General features: G+C 45.5%; 13 protein-coding genes. 5 read left to right on the forward strand and 8 right to left on the reverse strand.

The features are described 5' to 3' along the window. The first annotated feature begins 196 nt into the window (after window positions 1-196). Window positions 197-2,233: a serine/threonine-protein kinase gene (locus tag V7K15_RS27650; RefSeq protein ID WP_334910847.1), complete on the forward strand. Its 2,037-nt coding sequence runs from the start codon at window positions 197-199 to the stop codon at window positions 2,231-2,233. 49 nt (window positions 2,234-2,282) lie between these two features. Here V7K15_RS27650 and V7K15_RS27655 read toward each other — a convergent pair whose 3' ends face one another. From V7K15_RS27655 to V7K15_RS27665, 3 genes are all read right to left on the reverse strand, one after another. Further along, the gene (locus tag V7K15_RS27655; protein ID WP_334910849.1) at window positions 2,283-4,901 is read right to left on the reverse strand and encodes a chloride channel protein; all 2,619 of its coding nucleotides are present in this window, start codon (window positions 4,899-4,901) and stop codon (window positions 2,283-2,285) included. Window positions 4,902-5,294: 393 nt separating this feature from the next. Further along, window positions 5,295-6,608, reverse strand: coding sequence for a TldD/PmbA family protein (locus tag V7K15_RS27660; protein WP_334910852.1), 1,314 nt, complete (start codon window positions 6,606-6,608; stop codon window positions 5,295-5,297). A 260-nt stretch (window positions 6,609-6,868) separates the two neighbouring features. Beyond that, window positions 6,869-7,729, reverse strand: a complete 861-nt coding sequence (locus V7K15_RS27665) for a Tab2/Atab2 family RNA-binding protein (protein ID WP_334910854.1) — start codon at window positions 7,727-7,729, stop codon at window positions 6,869-6,871. A gap of 136 nt (window positions 7,730-7,865) precedes the next feature. Here V7K15_RS27665 and V7K15_RS27670 point away from each other — a divergent pair, with 136 nt between their 5' ends. From V7K15_RS27670 to V7K15_RS27680, 3 genes are all read left to right on the forward strand, one after another. Then, complete coding sequence (locus V7K15_RS27670; RefSeq protein WP_334910856.1) at window positions 7,866-8,198, forward strand: hypothetical protein; 333 nt, start codon at window positions 7,866-7,868, stop codon at window positions 8,196-8,198. Between the two features lie 229 nt (window positions 8,199-8,427). Continuing rightward, on the forward strand, window positions 8,428-8,760 hold the full coding sequence (locus V7K15_RS27675; RefSeq protein WP_334910858.1) for a DUF433 domain-containing protein: 333 nt from the start codon (window positions 8,428-8,430) through the stop codon (window positions 8,758-8,760). Between the two features lie 26 nt (window positions 8,761-8,786). Further along, on the forward strand, window positions 8,787-9,116 hold the full coding sequence (locus V7K15_RS27680) for a hypothetical protein (protein WP_334910860.1): 330 nt from the start codon (window positions 8,787-8,789) through the stop codon (window positions 9,114-9,116). 84 nt (window positions 9,117-9,200) lie between these two features. Here V7K15_RS27680 and V7K15_RS27685 read toward each other — a convergent pair whose 3' ends face one another. From V7K15_RS27685 to V7K15_RS27700, 4 genes are all read right to left on the reverse strand, one after another. After that, on the reverse strand, window positions 9,201-10,583 hold the full coding sequence (locus V7K15_RS27685; RefSeq protein WP_334910862.1) for an ABC transporter ATP-binding protein: 1,383 nt from the start codon (window positions 10,581-10,583) through the stop codon (window positions 9,201-9,203). Window positions 10,584-10,861: 278 nt separating this feature from the next. Continuing rightward, window positions 10,862-12,595 (reverse strand): ABC transporter permease, encoded by a 1,734-nt coding sequence (locus V7K15_RS27690; RefSeq protein ID WP_334910864.1) that lies wholly within the window; start codon window positions 12,593-12,595, stop codon window positions 10,862-10,864. Window positions 12,596-12,950: 355 nt separating this feature from the next. After that, complete coding sequence (locus V7K15_RS27695; protein ID WP_334910866.1) at window positions 12,951-13,598, reverse strand: HAD-IA family hydrolase; 648 nt, start codon at window positions 13,596-13,598, stop codon at window positions 12,951-12,953. Window positions 13,599-13,724: 126 nt separating this feature from the next. Continuing rightward, window positions 13,725-14,918 (reverse strand): NAD(P)/FAD-dependent oxidoreductase, encoded by a 1,194-nt coding sequence (locus V7K15_RS27700; protein ID WP_334910868.1) that lies wholly within the window; start codon window positions 14,916-14,918, stop codon window positions 13,725-13,727. 724 nt (window positions 14,919-15,642) lie between these two features. Between V7K15_RS27700 and V7K15_RS27705 the strand changes: the two genes are divergently transcribed. Continuing rightward, entirely contained in the window at window positions 15,643-17,535 is a 1,893-nt protein-coding gene (locus tag V7K15_RS27705; protein ID WP_334910870.1) for a beta strand repeat-containing protein, read from the forward strand. A gap of 247 nt (window positions 17,536-17,782) precedes the next feature. On the opposite strand, the gene V7K15_RS27710 is transcribed toward V7K15_RS27705, so the two are convergent. Then, the coding region (locus V7K15_RS27710) for an RNA-guided endonuclease TnpB family protein (RefSeq protein ID WP_334910872.1) at window positions 17,783-18,293 on the reverse strand (511 nt) is incomplete at its 5' end.

Consider the following 18,293-nt stretch of genomic DNA (forward strand, 5'->3'; position numbering starts at 1 on the left):
CCTTAAGAAAATTGGCTCTCGTAGTTTTCCACAGACCAGGAAGACTGACTACTATTTACAAACGCAAACTATATTAAGTAATTCCCCAATCCCCAAAACAGGGTTTTCTACCATCAGTAAGCGAGAGTCAATTTTCTTAAGGGAAAGTTAGGGGCAAACTTAGCCTAAGTTATCATGCAGTCGCGCCTGTCAGATCATGATCTGCTGCTTAAATCCCGATTGCCCAAATCCCCTGAATCCCAATGGAAAGAAGTTTTGCCAAAGTTGTAGCACCCCATTGGTGTCACTCTTAAGAAATCGCTTTCGTGTCATCCGAGTTCTTTCAGATGAGGGGGGATTTGGCAGAACCTATCTATCAGAAGATGTAGATAAACTCAATGAACGTTGTGTTATCAAGCAATTAGCTCCAAAATTTCAAGGAACTTGGTCGCAAAAAAAGGCGATGGAGTTGTTTGCTGAAGAAGCGCAGCGACTACAAGACCTTGGGGAACATCCCCAAATTCCGACTTTGCTAGCTTACTTTGAGCAAGATGGCTGCTTATATTTAGTCCAGCAGTTTATCAATGGGGACAATTTGTTAAAGGAGTTGGAACAGCGTAAGCCGTATAATTCTAGGGAAATTCAATCTACTTTGCTAGATTTACTACCTATTCTGAAATTCATCCACGATCGCAAAGTCATTCATCGAGATATCAAGCCAGAAAATATTATCCGCGATAAAACTGATGGGCGATTAAGCCTGATTGATTTTGGTTCCTCAAAGCAATTCACCGCCAAAGTTCAGCAGAAATCGGGGACATCCATTGGTTCACATGGTTATTCCCCTCTAGAACAAATTAGAGATGGTAAAGCTTTCCCCGCCAGTGACTTGTTCGGTTTGGGGGCTACTTGCTTTCATCTGCTAACCGGAAATTCCCCCTTTCAGTTGTGGATGGAATCTGGCTACTCTTGGGTAAGTAATTGGCGGGAATATTTGCGGAGTCCATTAACTCCTGAGTTAGATTTTGTGATCGACAAGCTTTTGAAAAAAGACATCCAAGAACGTTACCAGTCAGCCGATGAAGTCCTCAGAGACTTGATTCCCAAACAACTCCTCGCCCTACCACCAGTCGGTAAGTCATCTGGGAAAATACCACCAACTAAAGCCCCATATTTACCAAAAAGTTCTCCCTTACTGAGAATTTTAATTTTAATAAGTGCTTTGATTCTGTTGTTCGGGTTTAGAGAATCTTGGTATAAAAATTTTCGCCAGATTCAGATTAATTTGTTCTCTAAGTTGAGTCAGCACAATAGTTCTGGCAAAGATGATGCGTTTTTAGATCAATCGCCAAAGATTACTTTGGGTAAAGTTTCCTTAGCTAATACCCTCCAAGGACATGAAAACTCAGTTTTATCTGTCGCCATCAGCCCTGATAGTAAAACCATTGCCAGCAGTGGCGACGATCGCACAATCAAACTTTGGAATCTCGCAACCGGAAAACAAATCTCTTCACTCAACGGGTATTCTCAGCAGGTGAATGTTGTAGTGATCAGCCCAGATGGGAAAACTCTGGTTAGTGGTAGTAATGACAACACGATCAAAATCTGGAATCTGGCAACGCGAAAGCTAATTCGCACTTTAGATGGGCATTCTGACTCAGTTCATGCCCTAGCCATCAGTGCTGATAGCGAGACTCTCGTTAGTGGCAGTGATGACAAAACGATCAAAATCTGGGATTTAGCAACAGGAGAGCAAATTCGGACACTAGTAGGGCATACATTCTGGGTGCGATCGCTAGCCATCAGCCCCGATGGACTGATTCTGGCCAGTGGCAGTTTTGACAAGACGATCAAAATCTGGAATCTCACAAAGGGTTACTCAATCCGTACACTGGAGGGAAATTTTCAAACAGTAACAGCTGTGGCTATTAGCCCAGATGGTAAAACTTTAGCCAGTGCTAGCCGCGATCGCACCATCAAACTTTGGAATCTAGTTACTGGTAGAGAAATTCGCACACTAGCGGGACACGCCAACACTGTGACATCCGTAGCCTTCAGTGCCGATGGTAAAATGATTGCTAGTGGCAGCCGCGATCGCACCATCAAACTCTGGAATCCAGCCACAGGAAAGGAAATTCTCACATTAACGGGGCACACCAACACTGTGACATCCGTCACCTTCAGTCCTAATGCCAAAACCCTTATCAGTGGTAGTGAGGATAATACTATTAAGATTTGGCGGTTGTCTCAGTGAAATCGGCGGTTAGAAACATTTATCTGAATTACGAATTACGAATTACGAATTACGAATTATTAATTGCACCTCTAACCAAAATTACTGTACTTTCTACACCAGAGGCGATCGCTTCGGGAATATTACCTTGAATCGCCTGCTGCAACAATCCCTCGCGCGAAGCTCCCACAACTACAACATCGTAGCCTTCGGTTTTCACTAGGTTAATTACACCTTCAGCAACTGAATTAGCTTGAACTGGGAGAGCAATTACAGTACTCGACAATTTGCGGCGACGCATCAAATGGCGGATGGCTTGTTCTGAAACTGACATATCTGGCCTTAATTCAGATGTCTTAAACACCTGTGCAAGGCGAATTTGTGGATCATTTCCTAATGTTAGTAAAGCTGGGAGCAATTTAATCGCCAGCCGCGAATTAGGGCCACCAGCCATTGGTACTAGCCAGCGATTGAAGAGGGGAGTAGTGCCCAATTTTACTAAAACTACTTCGCAGGGGGCTTGGCGAATTACGCTGTCTACAACGTCGCCAAAAATTCGATTCGGGGTAGATGTGCTACCTTTCCATCCCATTAAAATTAGGTCGATGTGTTGTTCGTTGATTGTCTCCAAAATTGCCTGCGCGACATCGTGGGTAACTCGAATCTGCGTGTGCAGGGGAATTTGCCATTTTTTTGCTAAGACTTCCGCCTGTCGTAGCAAGCGGCGACTTTTTGCCGTTCTTACTTCTGTTTCGGATGGGGAACTGTGGCGGGGTATCAGCATCACTTGCACACAATCTATTTCATAATGGCGATCGCGGGCAATAGCTGCTGCCATTTGTAATAAAATACCGGCGGTTTCGGGATTAGCTACTGGCACTAATAATCTACCTCTACCAGTGCTGGGCGATCGCGTTTGGTAAACTACATAAGAAGGATCTGGTCGCGGTCTTGGGGTGTCATTTTCACCATTGAGATGGTCTGCTTCCGCTCGAATAATATCTCCACGGGTAATAATTCCAATCAGTTTCCGTCCATCTACGACTGGTAAGCGACTGATTTGATAGCGATCGAGTAAATATAGGACATTGCCCAAGTTGTGGATCGGTGTTACGCTCATCGGAGCGGCGGTCATAATTTCCCGCAAAGGAGTGTCGTTTGGTAAGTTGCGATCGCGGATACCTAGTAAATCTGATTGGGTGACAATCCCTACAAGCTTGCTGTTCTCTACCACTGGAAACCCCCGATGGTGGGAACGGGCGAATGCCTGCATCACTTCATCTAAAGGCATCTCTGTATCCAGAGTTTCTACTTGTTGCTGCATGACATCTTTGGCAGTCAAATTTGTCATTATTCCCCCCGCCGGTGCGGATTTTTCGATAGTTATGCCATTCCACGCCAAAAGTTTGTCATAGAGTGATCCTGGCGCTAACTTTTCGGCGACTAAATACGAAGTTACAGAGCCAATCATTAAGGGTAGTACTAAATTGAAATCTGTAGTCATTTCAAACACAATTACTATCCCCGTCATTGGCACTCTCGCCACCGCAGTAAAAAATGCGCCCATTCCTGCCAAAGCATAGGTAATTGGTAATCCAGCCGCTATCCCAAAAGGAACAAGCAGACTGTGTTCTCCCATACCCACCAAGTAGCCAAGGGCAGCCCCAAGGGTCAATGCCGGAGCAAATAATCCTCCTGGCACACCAGAGCCATAGGCTACCAGAGTTAGGATAAACTGGGAGATAAAGGCGATCGCGGCCATTGACCAGCTAGCCTCACCTGTAATTAAAATTTCCCGCAGTCCTGTGTTATCTCGAAACGCTACCGGTAGTAATGCCACAATCACCCCAGAGACTAATCCAGCTAGTCCCACACGAGCAGGTAATCCAAAACGCAGAGAGCGGCGGTAAACAGTCAAGCTGGCAATAATCCCGCGATTGAACAGCGCCCCCATCAATCCAGCCAGAATCCCCAACACCAAATAGAAGGGAATATCTTGAACAAAAAACTCTGTCTTGGAAGCAGTTAATGCTAGATTCAGATCCAGGCTGCGACCACCCAATACGCGCGAGACGACAGCACCGATAAAAGAAGCCAGAATCGCAGTACCCAGAGTAAATTCCGAGAAATCTTGTAACAGTTCTTCTACTACAAACAACACACCTGCAATCGGCGTATTAAAGGCAGCCGCTAACCCTGCTCCTGCACCCGCCGCAATCAACTGGCGACGGTGGTCTGGTGAAGTAGCAAACCACCGACTAAGTTGAGATGCTAAAGCGGCGCTGACCTGAACTGTTGGTCCTTCCCGCCCTAAAGCTAGTCCAGAACCCAGTGCCAGAATCCCACCGACTAGCTTCACCAGGGCAACCCGCAAATTTAGAGCAATTGGTATACCGGCCAGCACTGCTTTCACCTGAGGAATGCCGCTCCCGGAAGTTTCTGGGGCTACGCGCTCAACCAGCCATCCGGCGAGGAATCCAAAGGCGAGGCCGATACCTGGTAGCACTAACCAAGCTGGTAGCAGCAGCGATGTCTGCACTCGCCAGGAACCTAGTAATCCCACCCCCGATTTCAGTAATACTGCTGCAAGAGCTGAAACCAAACCAATCAGACAAGCTTCAAAAATTGCTAAACGACGCCGTGGTTGTAGCAGCTGCCGAAAACGTTGGAGGATAGGTGTATACCACATGATGTCAACTCTTTTGTGTTATTCGGAGATGATTTACTAAATTTACCAGAACTTACGCAAAAAGGCAGTGAAAGCCTTGATTTCCCGTAGAGGCAATTCATGTAGCTTTAGCTGACCGCAGGGTATTGCCCCTACATTTCATACTTGATGCGTAAGTCCTACTTTCAAGGAATCAAAGGCAACATTTGCTACTTGCAAAACCCGTTAGTGGCGATCAATTTAGAATTTTTAACGGAGTTCTGAGGGTTTAAGTCAAGAGTTTCTAACAAGCGTTAGCGAATTCGTGTACTCTGTAAGAGTTGCAAGCTACGCTTTTAGCGTCTCGTAGAGAGCGTCATTACGAATTACGAATTACGAATTACGAATTACGAATTACGAATTACGAATTACGAATTAATTGCTTCTCCCGGTAGTGGATAGCCCTTCTACTATCAGAGATGGAGTATAGCAAGAACCATTCCAATCAGCGTCGTTGCCCAGTGCAACCAATTGCTTCAGGGCTGTGTAGACATTACCTGCAACCATCGTATCCTTAACGCGCCCAATTACCTGACCATTTTGGACGCGGTAGCCTAAATCAACGTTGATCGAAAAATCTCCAGAAATACTGCCGCTACTACCCAGCATTTGATCCACAATCAAGCCGTCATCTAGTTGTTGAATCAAATCTGGTAGGGATGCTAAACCGGGCTGGATTAGAAAATTAAATAAACCAGGGGTGGGATAGCTACCTAAACCAGGGCGAAAACCATTTCCAGTAGTGTCAGTACCCAGTTGACGCCCGGTGGTGCGATCGCCATAGAAATGCTGTAAAGTCCCGTTTTCGATAAATACTAAAAATTTAGTAGCAGTACCTTCATCATCGAAAGGACAACTGTAAGGGCCTGCTTGGGGATCTTGGTAAAGGGTGAGACTAGGTGCAACAACTGAATTACCCAGGCGTTCTGTCCAAGGGGAAGCTACTTCTAAAACTCGCTTGCCATTCAAAGCTGCTTGCACAGTACCCCAAAGCATATCGGCGGCTTTGGAAGTGAACAAAACCGGAACCCGGCCAGTTGGAGGTGAGACATTTTCTCTAGACCAAATTAACCTCTGTAAAATTTGATTAGCTAATTTCTCCGGGTCGAGTTCACCGCGCTGAGTTTGTCCATCGGAAACATTCAAAAAATCATCGCCACGCACCCATTCTGCTGATATGTAGCAGTTGAGGGTAGTGTCAGTATAATGACAATCTAAACCTTTGGTATTGACTAGTCTAGTGGTTTCAACATCACATTCCCAGTCACCATTGCACACAACATCTGGATAGGCATCACGGATGAGTGCGATCGCTTCTTTGCCCCAATCTACCAAAACTTCTATTGGCACACTCTCCCCCAAATCTGGGTAGGAGGGCTGAAAGTTAGAACCTAATTCTACTGTTTCGGGATGATTAAGTTGACTCAGTGCCAGAGCTTTTTCCACCATTACTTCGGCTGTGACAGAACCGTAAGCCACCATCAGTCCTGGTTGCCCGTTTCGCCAAAGCCGTAATGCTGTGCCTTCAGATTGGTTGGTTTCTAACTGTTTGAGTCGGTTTCCCTCAAAAAACACCGGACGAGAAAGCGATCGCGACTGATACACCTCAGCAGCTTCGGCTCCAGATTTTATAGCTAGTTCCAGCAGCTGTTCTGCTAGTGTATCTTGTGACAAATTTTCAGAACCCATGACCCCTTAGTGAATTGTGGATTTTGAACCGCATATCAACGCACGTTGGAGAAAGTGCGATCGCCAAAAGCCGACGATCTGACTTTCTGCTAATAAACGCAGATAACTATCGAAAAATCATCAACGTTTCTTTACAGTTACGATTTGAAACCGCAGAGCAACCCTGATGGACGCAGTTAATTATCCCAAATCATTGTCATGTCTCAACGGATTTAGTCATTAGTCATTCCCCCCCATGCCCCACTCCGCACTCCCCATTTTCAAAGATTAACCTCTTGCAACAGCCAAAAACCAGCAAAAGATTCTGATTTGGGATCAGACTGTATACCGATAAAATGTACTCCCTTAGCTTTTTGCTTGGCTTCTTCAAAACCTTTGGCTTCTGCTAAGATTTGAGGTTTTTTGATATTCGCCACAATCCAGCTTTCAGTTACACCAGTTTCTAAAAGCAATCTTGCCTCAACGCTAGTGTCAAATCTTAAGAAAGCCAACTCCAAACCAGACATCCAGCCTGCCAAGGGCAACGCTCTTGATGAGAAAATCAAAATACCAGGAATCCGGGCTTCGGGTGAAACTTGCACCAACTCTAGAGGAAAAGCTTCACCAAAGCCAATTTCCCACTCTGGCATTTCGGCCAAATCCGCAGCATCTAAGGTAACAAATACCCACTGCTGTCCTTCCAAAGCATCTGGTAAACGTTGCGGCAAAGGTTTTTCCAAGCGGACTGAGGGATTAGTCCCTTCTTGATACCCTGGTTCTTGAGGATATACTTCCTCCATGCGCTGTTCTAACCATTGGTTGAGAACCAAAGTGCGGCGGCTAGGTTGGGGGGGAATGCCTAAGTCTAGGCAAGCTTTAGTAATCATGTTGTTCATTTGGCGGCGGAAAAAGCGGATTTTAATTGGTGCTTTTCCAGCTTGGTTAATAGCCTCCTGCAATGCTGTCCGCAACCAGCCCGAATTTACTTGGGTACTGGGACAATATTGAGCATAACGAAACAAAGAATCTGGTTTTGTGCTGATATCCAAGGGGCTTTCGCAGACTAAGACTTCCCAAATTTTTTTCTGATTATCGTCCAAAATCGGACGAGAGTAAAAATCGATTTCCCAAATACTGCCCATGTTTTGCGGTAAAAATCTGGCTGTTATGTTTTCCTGATATTTTGATCATACGGGTCTTAGGGCAGCATTTGGTATTGGGAATTGGGCATTGGGCATTGGGCATTGGGCATTGGGCATTGGGCATTGGGCATTGGGGATGAATGGAGTTCAGAGGTTCATGAATGGAGTTCCGAGGTTCATGAATGGAGTTCCGAGGTTCATGAATGGAGTTCCGAGGTTCATGAATGGAGTTCAGAGGTTCATGAATGGAGTTCCGAGGTTCATGAATGAAGTTCCGAGGTTCATGAATGAAGTTCCGAGGTTCATGAATGAAGTTCCGAGGTTCATGAATGGAGTTCCGAGGTTCATGAATGGAGTTCCGAGGTTCATGAATGGAGTTCCAAGGTTTATGAATGGAGTTCTAACTTTTTCTTATCCCCCTTATCCTTTATCGTTTGAGCAGAACATAGGAAGTTTTTGGAGTAATTAGGTTTTGCAATGAGTGGGGAATTGATCAGGCGATCGCTAGAATAGTCATACCTTTACCCAAATATCCTCCCATTACGGAAGTGTGCGAGTTAAGTTTGTTGAGGTGAAGAATTAATTCGCTTTTGCAGTTCTGCTTTAAACTCCTCATCGGTGGTATAAAGCACACTGGGGCGAGAGCAAATAATGTTCAATTACGAATTAATGTTAAAAGACGCTACAGAGGTAGATGAATGCAACTAGAAGATTATTTTGAGTTTTTAGACCCAGATGACATCCGTATCAAAGGCCATCGCATTGGTATTGATAATGTAATTCAATATTACCTGCAAGGATGTTCACCGGAGCAAATTCTAGAAGAATTACCTTCCCTAAATTTGGAGAAAATTTATGCGACGCTTACCTACTACCTGCATAATCGTGTTGAAATAGATGCTTATATGTTGCGGCTAGCAAAGTGGCGAGAACAGCGCTATCAAGAATCATCAGCTAATCCTTCACCTTTGATGCAACATTTAAGAACATTAAAGGCGCAACGTGAGCAGGAGTTGCTAAACTCTTGGTGAAGGTACGTTTTCTCCTTGATTAAAATTTGTCGCCTAAGCTGAAAATAGCTGTTTTGCGCCTCAATCCAGCAATAGATATTCTGCGCGTAGGCGATAGCGAAGGATCACCATTAGGTACGCTTGACCCAGATATCCTACGCTACCTGGAATTATCCCAACGAATATTGGTTACAGACAACCGCAAAAGTATGCCCGAACATCTAGAAGAACACTGGAGAGATGGAGGACATATTTGGGGACTAGTTTGGTTGCGTTCCAGTGGGAACCTTAGTATTTGGGCAGAAACAATTTATTTGATTTGGGAAGCGACTGAGACGGAAGAATGGATTGATAGATTAGATTGGATTCCACTTTAAAAATTTGGCGTTGCTGAATTGAAAGTATCCCCCACCCTGCGGGTTCGCGTAGCGTTCCGTAGGAAAGCTAAAGCTACATCCCCCTCATTCCATCGCTTCAGATTCACGAGTTTGAACTGCTGCTAGCTCCGGCAAATACAGTCTATCTTCACTAGCATCATACTCAAACAGTTCGGCATAACGCCCCCAATCTACGGCTGTGGCAAATTGCCGCTCCGCTTCTTCATGGGGATAGTATTCCTCAAGTAAATCGATAAAGAAATCCGCACGCATTGACCGATTCCGTTTTTCCCGCAATGTTTGCACCATACTAACTACAACTGGCACCTTTTCCAGCACCTGCTGCCGAAATAAGTCTTTACTGCGGAGAATGGTTGTAGTTGCGAAATCTTGCCCAATTTCGGTCAGCTTGACATCTCCCTGTGCAACTTCAGCAAAGCCCAGCATCACGGTTGCATCAAGCATCGGTAACAGATCATCAACCGATAATTGGATTCGTTCTGCTAGGCGAGGAATATCATCCTTACCTTCTGGTTGATCAACAATTAGCTCCAGTAGACCGCTAATACCACCGATTCTGACGTGGGGGAGGAGTTTGGCATAGGGCGATTGTTGGATTGCGCCAGGCCGCGGTGCTTGTATAGGTGAGGTAGATGCTGCAACAGCCCCACTCACTTCCACTTCTGGGTTAGTCATCACCGTGTAGATATAGTCTATCAGCGATTTGAAGCGGATACTGGTGCGGTCATGAGGTCGTGGCATATCAATCACAACCTCACCGCGAATATGTCCCGGATTTGATCCCAAGATAATTACTCTATCCGCCAGAAACAGCGCTTCTTCAATATTGTGGGTGACAATCAAAATACTTTTAGACGGAAAGGTGCCAGCATTCCATAAATCATCAATTTCACCCCGCAGGTTCTCAGCCGTCAACACATCTAGGGCGCTAAATGGCTCATCCATAAATAGTACTTGCGGCTCCAGCACAAATGCCCTGGCAAACCCAACTCGCTGCCTCATCCCCCCAGACAACTCTTTAGGATAGGCACTCTCAAAACCATCTAAGCCCACCAAGTCAATAGCTTTAAGCGCTCGTTGTCGTCGCTCATCCCGCCGAACACCCTGCGCGTCTAGCCCTAACTCGACGTTTTCTTGTACTGTCAACCAGGGCAGCAGTGCAAAGCTTTGAAATACCATTGCTACACCAGGGTTAGCACCTTGCAAATGTTTACCATTGCTGATCACCTTTCCTTCACTTGGGGGAATCAAGCCTGCCATAATCCGCAGTAAGGTACTTTTGCCACTGCCACTGCGCCCTAGCAACGCTAGTACTTCACCCGCAGCTACCGTTAGATTAATGTTGCGGAGAACGTTAAACTCACCTTTACCCTCTGGGCGCGGAAAACTCTTATAGACCTGTTCGACAGCGATTAGTACATTATTAGTAACTTGCGTAGATGTCATGCTTGCGCCTCTAGTCTTACAATTTTGGATTTTGCGTTCGCGTAGCGTGTCGGAGACAAAATTTGCGTGCGGGGGTTCCCCCCGTTGAACAAACTTTTCAAGACAGATTTTAGATTTTAGATTCCAAAATTTAAACTCTACAGGACTTACGCAAACAATAGCCGAAACTGTGATTTTCTTCTTAGGGCAATTCATGTAGCTTTAGCTGACCGCAGGGTATTTCCCCTACAGCGTGTCATTTTGCGTAAGTCCTAATCTAAAATTCGGTCAGCGATGGTTTAAAGATGGTATTTGGTTTCTGCTAGTTCATACAGTCGTCGCCAAAACACTCTGTTCAGCCCAACAACAAATAAGCTCATCATCCCAATCCCCAGTGTAATCCGAGGCCAGTCACCTGCTGCTGTTGCCTGAGCAATATATGCTCCCAATCCGTTGGCCGTCAGAGTGGTTTGCCCCCAAGCGACAACCTCTGAGACAATGCTGGCGTTCCATGCCCCACCGGTAGCAGTGACACCACCTGTTACCCAGGCGGAGAAGATGCCAGGAATGATTAATTTGCGCCACAGCCGCCAACCACGTAAACCGAGGCTGGTTGCCATTTCGCGCAGATCCGTTGGGATGCTCATCGCTCCAGCAATGGAGTTGAAGAGGATGTACCACTGGGCACCCAGAGACATCAAGAGAATACTACCCCAATCAATGCTGATATGGGAACGGATGAAGAATAGTGTAGCGAAGGGAAAGATAAAGTTTGCTGGAAAGGAGGCCAGGAATTGCACCACGGGCTGCAACAAAGTTGCCAGTCGGGGATTAAACCCAATCGCCACTCCCACAGGTGTCCAAACTAGAGTTGCAAATACTAGTAACACTAGTACACGTAACAGAGTCAGTAATGCCAGCCCAAAGGTCTTGATGACTTCACCCAGTCCCACCGTTGTCACAATGAAGTGCAACCCGACAACCAATAGCGCAGCAATCACAGCCAGCAGGATCAAGTTGTAGAGGCGATCGCCCATTTCATGACGACTAGTCTGCACAGCACGAGGAGTCTGCGGTGGCGTTAGCAATGACAGAATGCGGTTGATAGCTTCAGCCAAAGGAGTTAGCGCCCGCCCCAGCATCCGAGGAATTCGGGCTGCATTTAGCAGATCGTAGACCCAGGATTCAGGTGCTTGGGCGGCTGCACTCTGTTCTAGGCGGAACTTATCCGCCCAGGCGATTAACGGTCGCCAGAACAGTTGATTTACTAACACAATCACTACTGCGATCGTCAATAGCGCCCAACCTAGAGCAGGTAAATTCTCAGCGACAACTGCGGCTGCTACGTAGGAGCCAATTCCTGGTAGTGTGTATTGCTGCTTTAGTACGCTGATCGCTTCACTTGCAGCGACAAAAAACCAGCCACCCCCAAAACTCATCATTGCATTCCAAAGCAGCCCAATCATCGCCGTAGGCAATTCCAGCTTAGTGAACCTCTGCCATCCCGACAAGCGATAGAGTTTTACCGCCTCATCTAGTTCCGGTGGCAGTGTTCTCAGTGAGTGGTAGAACGAAAAGGTCATGTTCCAGACCTGGCTGGTGAAAATTGCAAAAATCGATGCTGCCTCTAGTCCTAATAGGCTTCCGGGAAACAGGGCAATAAAACCTGTAACTGTGATCGATAAAAAACCTAGTACTGGAACTGACTGTAAAATATCGAGTAGCGGAATCAGAACTCGTTCAGCACGAGGGCTTTTAGCCGCAATGTAGCCATAAATTAAGGTGAACAGCGTTGAGTAAAACAGAGCAATAAACATTCGCAGGGTTGAGCGCCCAGCATAATACGGCAGATTACGCGGGTCGAGGCTGATACCTGGCACTACATCTGGTGGTACAAAGCTTACCAAGGTTCCAGCACCGACACGCGCAATCAGTGCCAGTAATACTAATGTGCCAAGAATCAGGGCAATATCAGCTAGTCCAAAAGGGAACCGTCGGAGTGCTTCAGAAGAAGGAAAAGTTTGCTTCAGCATTTAATGATAATTACGGCGCTGGCATAGGTTTTTGAGCTAATAATAAGACATTGAAGCCCTCAGAGTATAAGGGCAAATAATCTAGTCTATGGTCAGAATATCATCTTGAATGAGGCAGGAGGAAAACTGCCTCCTCCCATTTTGTTACACATACAAATAACCAAACGGGAGAACAAAAAGATTTTCAGAAGCCGTATCAAGCGCTCATTTTAGCCAGTGTAGAGAATTTGCTGGAATCTTCTTCTAATTTGATGATGAGTAACTCAGATGCGATCGCTATCAAGTCGCCGAGTATACGATCGCATTAGCCCAAAACCATCGCCACAAACCCATATTCTTCCGTCACCTATCTGCTTCATGTCCCACGGTTAATCCAAACACCTCTCAAGCCAGCTGCTTTAGCGCCGTGGTAATCTTCTCTAATGCTATCGCCAATATGCCATGCAGCCTCTGGCGAACATTTATGTTTATCTAAGGCAATAGCAAAAATTTGAGGATCGGGTTTAGCTGCACGTACCTGGGTAGAAATGGTAACAGAGGTAAAAAACTCTCTCAATCCCAAACTTTGCAATACTGAGTAAATCCGCGAATCGAAATTGGACAGCACCCCCAAGCTAACTCCCAACCGCCGCCAATTAATTAAAGCTGGTATGACATCGGGATAGACAAACCACGGTTCGCCAGTGCCAAAGTGGATGTAAAGTTCGCTAAAAAAAGCCGAAAAGTCAGAAAATTCCTTGAGAACACCTGCACTTTCAAAAGTGTTTAGGGCAATTATCCGCCACCAATCAAACTCGCGCTGGGGAATATCTTGTACTTCTACATCTGGAAATATCGGTGGTGGCGCTGCTTTAAAGCTTTGGATGAAGGTTGTATTTAATCTTTCGGCTGGAACTGTAACGCCAAATTCTTGAGCTATCTGACTATAAACTTCACCTACACCACCTTTGACATCGAAGAGTGTGCCTACAGCATCTAAAAAAATAACTTTTGGTTGTTCCATTCAAGTCTGAAGATTTTAAATCTTGTATTTTAGATTTGGGCTTGTTAAAAACTTTATGACTCGACTAACTCAAAATTGAATCGGGACTGGGGCATCAATGCCCAATGCCCACTCCCCAACTTTAAGTTAGCGAGAAAGTGTTTCGATGATTGGACGGACTAGCCAATTAAAACCAACTTTGAGTTGATGATCTAAAGTTGGCAACCTATATAAATAGGCAATACGGCGGGCGACGTATGCCAAGCGCCCATCTAGTTTAATTCCCAAGCCGGTGAGAGTGGCGTTGTCTATTCCTAGTGCCATCATTTCTCCTAACTGTTGATAGCGGAAGGGAAGGAGGGGGCGATTAGTCAGAGTTGCCCAGATATTCCAAGCAGTATAATCAGCTTGTTGAAAAGCAGCTTGGGCGGTAGCGGGGACTTGCTGTCCTTCGATATCATGAGAGTCTGCTAAATCTCCTAAGGCAAAGATTTCTGGATAATCAAAGACTTGCAGAGTAGATGTAGTGCTGATTTGACCACGCTGATTCTGCTTCAGAGGAAGAGATTTTACTACCGATGCAACTCTGGTTCCCACTGTCCAAATTACCAAATCCACCGGAATCGTGTCTAACTGGTTTTTGTACTCTAGGGAAATGCTATTTTGCTCTATTGATTCCACTTTGGTTTCTAAATCAAGAAACACGCCACGGGCTTCTATTGCTTTCTTTGCTGCTTCCCGGTTAAACTCTGGAGAAGTTCGCAAAATTTGGTCAGCGATTTCAATGATCCGAAAGCGTCCTCTTTCCCCTAATCTGTCGGCTAACTTACAGGCTAATTCTACACCACTGTAGCCAGCCCCTACGATCGCCACCCGAATTTTATCAGCATCCGATTCTTCTAAAAATCGCAGGCGTTCTTCCAAACGATAAGCATCAGAGATTGTGCGGAATGTGTAGGCGTAGGCTGTTGCACCAGGGACTAAATCTAGCGGTGTCTCACCTCCTAGCGCCAGCACTAAGCGATCGTAAGGGATTTCCGGCCCTTGATCTATATTTACCTGTCGTTGGTCAATGTCAATTCCCGACACAACCCCTTGATAAAAACGCACCCCTGTACCTTGTAAAAGTTCTTCAAACGGTGGGGCAATTTCCCAGGTTTGCAGTTCGCCAGTGAGTAATTCGTAAAGTAAAGGAGAGAATAGGAAGCGATCGCTTTGATCTACCAGAACAATTTCGGGTTTTTGCGTAGATTCCCAAGGTAATTGGCTTAAGCGCAGGGCTGTATAGAGACCACCAAAGCCTCCGCCAAGGATACAAATTCTAGAAGTTTGTTGAGTCATCTATTCTATCTATGGGAGAGTCAATGCTAATTGGGCAACTAACTTCAGTCTAGTAAGTTAAAGCGGACTTTTCCAAACCCCCGAAAGTTTTTCTCTTATTAGTCATTAGCTGAACATTAGCCAACGTCTGGACTCACTCTTGAAACAGCAGATATCAGCTTGGTGTCGTAATTCTTGTTTAGTATTTTTAAAACTCAAATCGGATTCCGAACTGAGCAAATATGAAGTAAAATAAACTCTCAGTAAATTTTAAATTATCACCGCATACTTATATATAGTCTGTGTTACAAAAGTTTTGTAATTTAAGTATATTTTTAGAACCTCTTAGAGTTTGAGAAGGCAATTTCCCAGTATAGTGTGGCATAAGTTTGCTTACCTTTAACAAGGGTGTTAAGCCCCAAGTCTTGTTAATTAAGAGGGTCGCTGGATTGACGCCGTGCTGTATTAAAGATTTGGCTATGAAAATCAGTAATTTGGATTGAGTTGTAGAAAAACCCAAAATGGAGTTGGGTTTGACGATAACTCAGCAAATCCCACAAATGAGTAATTTTTTGATACACAATACCCAGCGCTGTTTACAACAGCGTAAAAGTTCATGCTCTTTGACAAAACTCACTCTTAAATATTCATTGAGCAGTAGAAAAAATGCTCAAGACTCGTATTAGTAAAAACACGAGCCTTGAGCGCAACCTTTATACACCTGAAACAAATCGGAGTAATCTCAATGTCTATATTTACCGTTAATAACATCAACAACAGTGGTACAGGTTCACTGCGGCAGGCAATTCTAGATGCCAATGCCCTTACAGGAAGCGACATGATCAAATTTGGTGGACTGTTTACTGATGCGATCGCTCATACCATCAGTCTGGCTGGTAGTAGTCTGAGTATCACCGATAACCTTACCATTAAAGGCACAAGTCCAGGCTTACTAACTATTAATGATAATAGTGCTGACCGTGTTTTTGACATTGGCAATGGTGTAACAGCTGCAATCAACGAGCTGACTATCACCAATAGCTACAAAAACGCCGGCGGAGGCGGTGCCATCTCCAATGCAGGCATCCTTACCCTCAGCAACAGCACCATCACTGGCAACTCGGCGGCGGACGGCGGCGGCATTTACAACTCTAATTCTGGCAGCCTCACCGTCAACAACAGCAAGATCACTGGCAACTCGGCGGCAAACGGCGGCGGTATCTACAACTCTGGCATCCTATTGGTGAGTAAGAGCACCATTAGTGATAACTCGGCGTCCCGCGAAGGCGGCGGCATCTACACCAATGGCATCCTTACCGTCAACACCAGCAATATCACTGGCAATTTGGGGGCGTATGAAGGCGGCGGGATCACTAATTTTGGGACTATAACCCTGAATAATAGCTTCATCACTGGCAACAACACCAACAGCGGGGGTGGCTACGGCGGTGGCATCTACACCTACACCAATAGCACCCTATTAGTGAGTAACAGCACCATCAGTGGCAACTCGGCAAGTAAAGGCGGCGGTATCTGTGGTCTCTACGATGGCACTATAACCGTGAAGAACAGCACGATCAGTGGCAACAAAAGCGACTACGGCGGCGGCATTTACACTGGTGTCACCTTATCAGTAAATAACAGCACCATCAGTGGCAACAAAAGCACTTACAACGGTGGCGGTATCTATGATGCCGGCGGTATCGATGAGAACAGCGCCAATCTTGTCGAAGGCAATGGCACTATAACCGTGACTTACAGCCACATAAATAACAATTTTGCAGGGAAAGACGGCTTCGGCGGCGGTATCTATAATGCCGGTGGGACAGACGGCAGCCCTAGTATAATCACTGGCACTATAACCGTGAGTAACAGCACCATTAATGGCAACAACAGCCACTACGGCGGGGGTATCGCTGGTTATGGCACTATAATCGTGAATAACAGCACCATCAGTAGCAACACGGCAATCAAAGGCGGCGGCATCTATAACCAGGGCTTTATCCTCGTTGGCTACCATAGCCCAGATATTCTCGGATATGGCACCTTTAAGGTGAGCAATAGCACTGTGAGTAAGAATCATGCATCCACTGGGGGCGGCATCTACAATAATGGCAACCTATTGGTGAGTAATAACAGCAACATCAAGGATAACTATGCCAGCGACTACGGCGCCGGCATCTACAACTCTAGCTCTAACGAGTACGGCGACTACAATCAATTAGGCATTGTTAACGTGATTAGTAGCATCATTAGTGGGAATCACGCAGGGAAAGCTGGCGGTGGCATTTACAATAATGGCGACGATGGCGGCGACATCTATGGATCTGCCCTTAATAACGGCAGCCCTAATAAATTAGGCATCGTTACCGTCAGTAATAGCATCATTAGTGACAATGAAGCACACTTTGGCGGTGGCGTCTACAATAATGCCACTCTAACGGTGGACAACAGCATTATCATTCTCAATACCGCTTTCAAAATCAAACTCAGTTCTGGTGGTTACGAGATCGGTGAAGGTGGCGGCATTTACAACTATAACTCTGGCACTACCACAGTCAACTACAACAGCACGATCGCTTATAACTCTCCTGATGATGTGGTAGGTAAGATCATCAGGAACGCGGACATAGCCTGATTGCCAGCGTCACAGTATAGGCTTTGATACTAACCGCTCTCTGAAACTTACTCAATTCTGCTTACGCAAAAGTTGAAGTTCAGTTTCTAGCTTGGAGCATGGGAGCGGTGAGCCATCGCTAGACTTGCACGATTGAGCTATCCATGCGTAGTTTAAAATGTTGCGACTAGCATTTAAATCGCGGTCAATAGAAAGATTGCAATGGGTGCAATCTTTCTATTGACGCTGACTTAAAGGCATAGATTGTTTAGCGCCACAACCTTAAGCATTGCTGACTTGATGGAAACCATCTATCAACCAAACTTAAGTTGGAGCCATACCAAGCAGTCTTATATTCTAGCTGGCGCTTAAATTCAAAAAAGCCACAATCACTAATAGCGCCAGCTAGTTTGTGGTTTTTGAGCAGACCTGACACATTTAAATCTTCCACCCATACCTCGCTGTGGTTCTTGGCAAGATAAATAGTTAATTTATGCAGGTTATCTGAGCGGATATTGCTAATTCTGTAATGACATTTAGCTAACTTGAGTTTGGTCTTGTCGCGGTTCTTTCCTCCTTTAGTTCGACGACATAATTCTTTTTGCAGTTTGCGAAGATTGCGTTTGCTCTTTTTATAAGCTTTTGGGTTAGGTGCGACAAACCCATTAGAGCAAGTAGCTAGCGCATTAAACTCAACGAGGTTGTCACCAACCCCGTTGGTCTTCAAAACCGTGCATGAGAGTTTCCAACTCACACGGCTCCTCAATGATTTGGTGCTT

The organism is Nostoc sp. (assembly GCF_036919815.1).
In the GTDB taxonomy this organism is placed as follows: domain Bacteria; phylum Cyanobacteriota; class Cyanobacteriia; order Cyanobacteriales; family Nostocaceae; genus Nostoc.

Excerpts from the sequence above, each read along its gene's own strand:
- V7K15_RS27670 (WP_334910856.1), top strand. The coding sequence starts at position 7,866 with ATGAATGGAGTTCAGAGGTTCATGAATGGAGTTCCGAGGTTCATGAAT.
- V7K15_RS27690 (WP_334910864.1), bottom strand. The coding sequence starts at position 12,595 with ATGCTGAAGCAAACTTTTCCTTCTTCTGAAGCACTCCGACGGTTCCCT.
- V7K15_RS27660 (WP_334910852.1), bottom strand. The coding sequence starts at position 6,608 with ATGGGTTCTGAAAATTTGTCACAAGATACACTAGCAGAACAGCTGCTG.
- V7K15_RS27650 (WP_334910847.1), top strand. The coding sequence starts at position 197 with ATGATCTGCTGCTTAAATCCCGATTGCCCAAATCCCCTGAATCCCAAT.
- V7K15_RS27705 (WP_334910870.1), top strand. The coding sequence starts at position 15,643 with ATGTCTATATTTACCGTTAATAACATCAACAACAGTGGTACAGGTTCA.
- V7K15_RS27665 (WP_334910854.1), bottom strand. The coding sequence starts at position 7,729 with ATGGGCAGTATTTGGGAAATCGATTTTTACTCTCGTCCGATTTTGGAC.
- V7K15_RS27695 (WP_334910866.1), bottom strand. The coding sequence starts at position 13,598 with ATGGAACAACCAAAAGTTATTTTTTTAGATGCTGTAGGCACACTCTTC.
- V7K15_RS27700 (WP_334910868.1), bottom strand. The coding sequence starts at position 14,918 with ATGACTCAACAAACTTCTAGAATTTGTATCCTTGGCGGAGGCTTTGGT.
- V7K15_RS27675 (WP_334910858.1), top strand. The coding sequence starts at position 8,428 with ATGCAACTAGAAGATTATTTTGAGTTTTTAGACCCAGATGACATCCGT.
- V7K15_RS27685 (WP_334910862.1), bottom strand. The coding sequence starts at position 10,583 with ATGACATCTACGCAAGTTACTAATAATGTACTAATCGCTGTCGAACAG.
- V7K15_RS27655 (WP_334910849.1), bottom strand. The coding sequence starts at position 4,901 with ATGTGGTATACACCTATCCTCCAACGTTTTCGGCAGCTGCTACAACCA.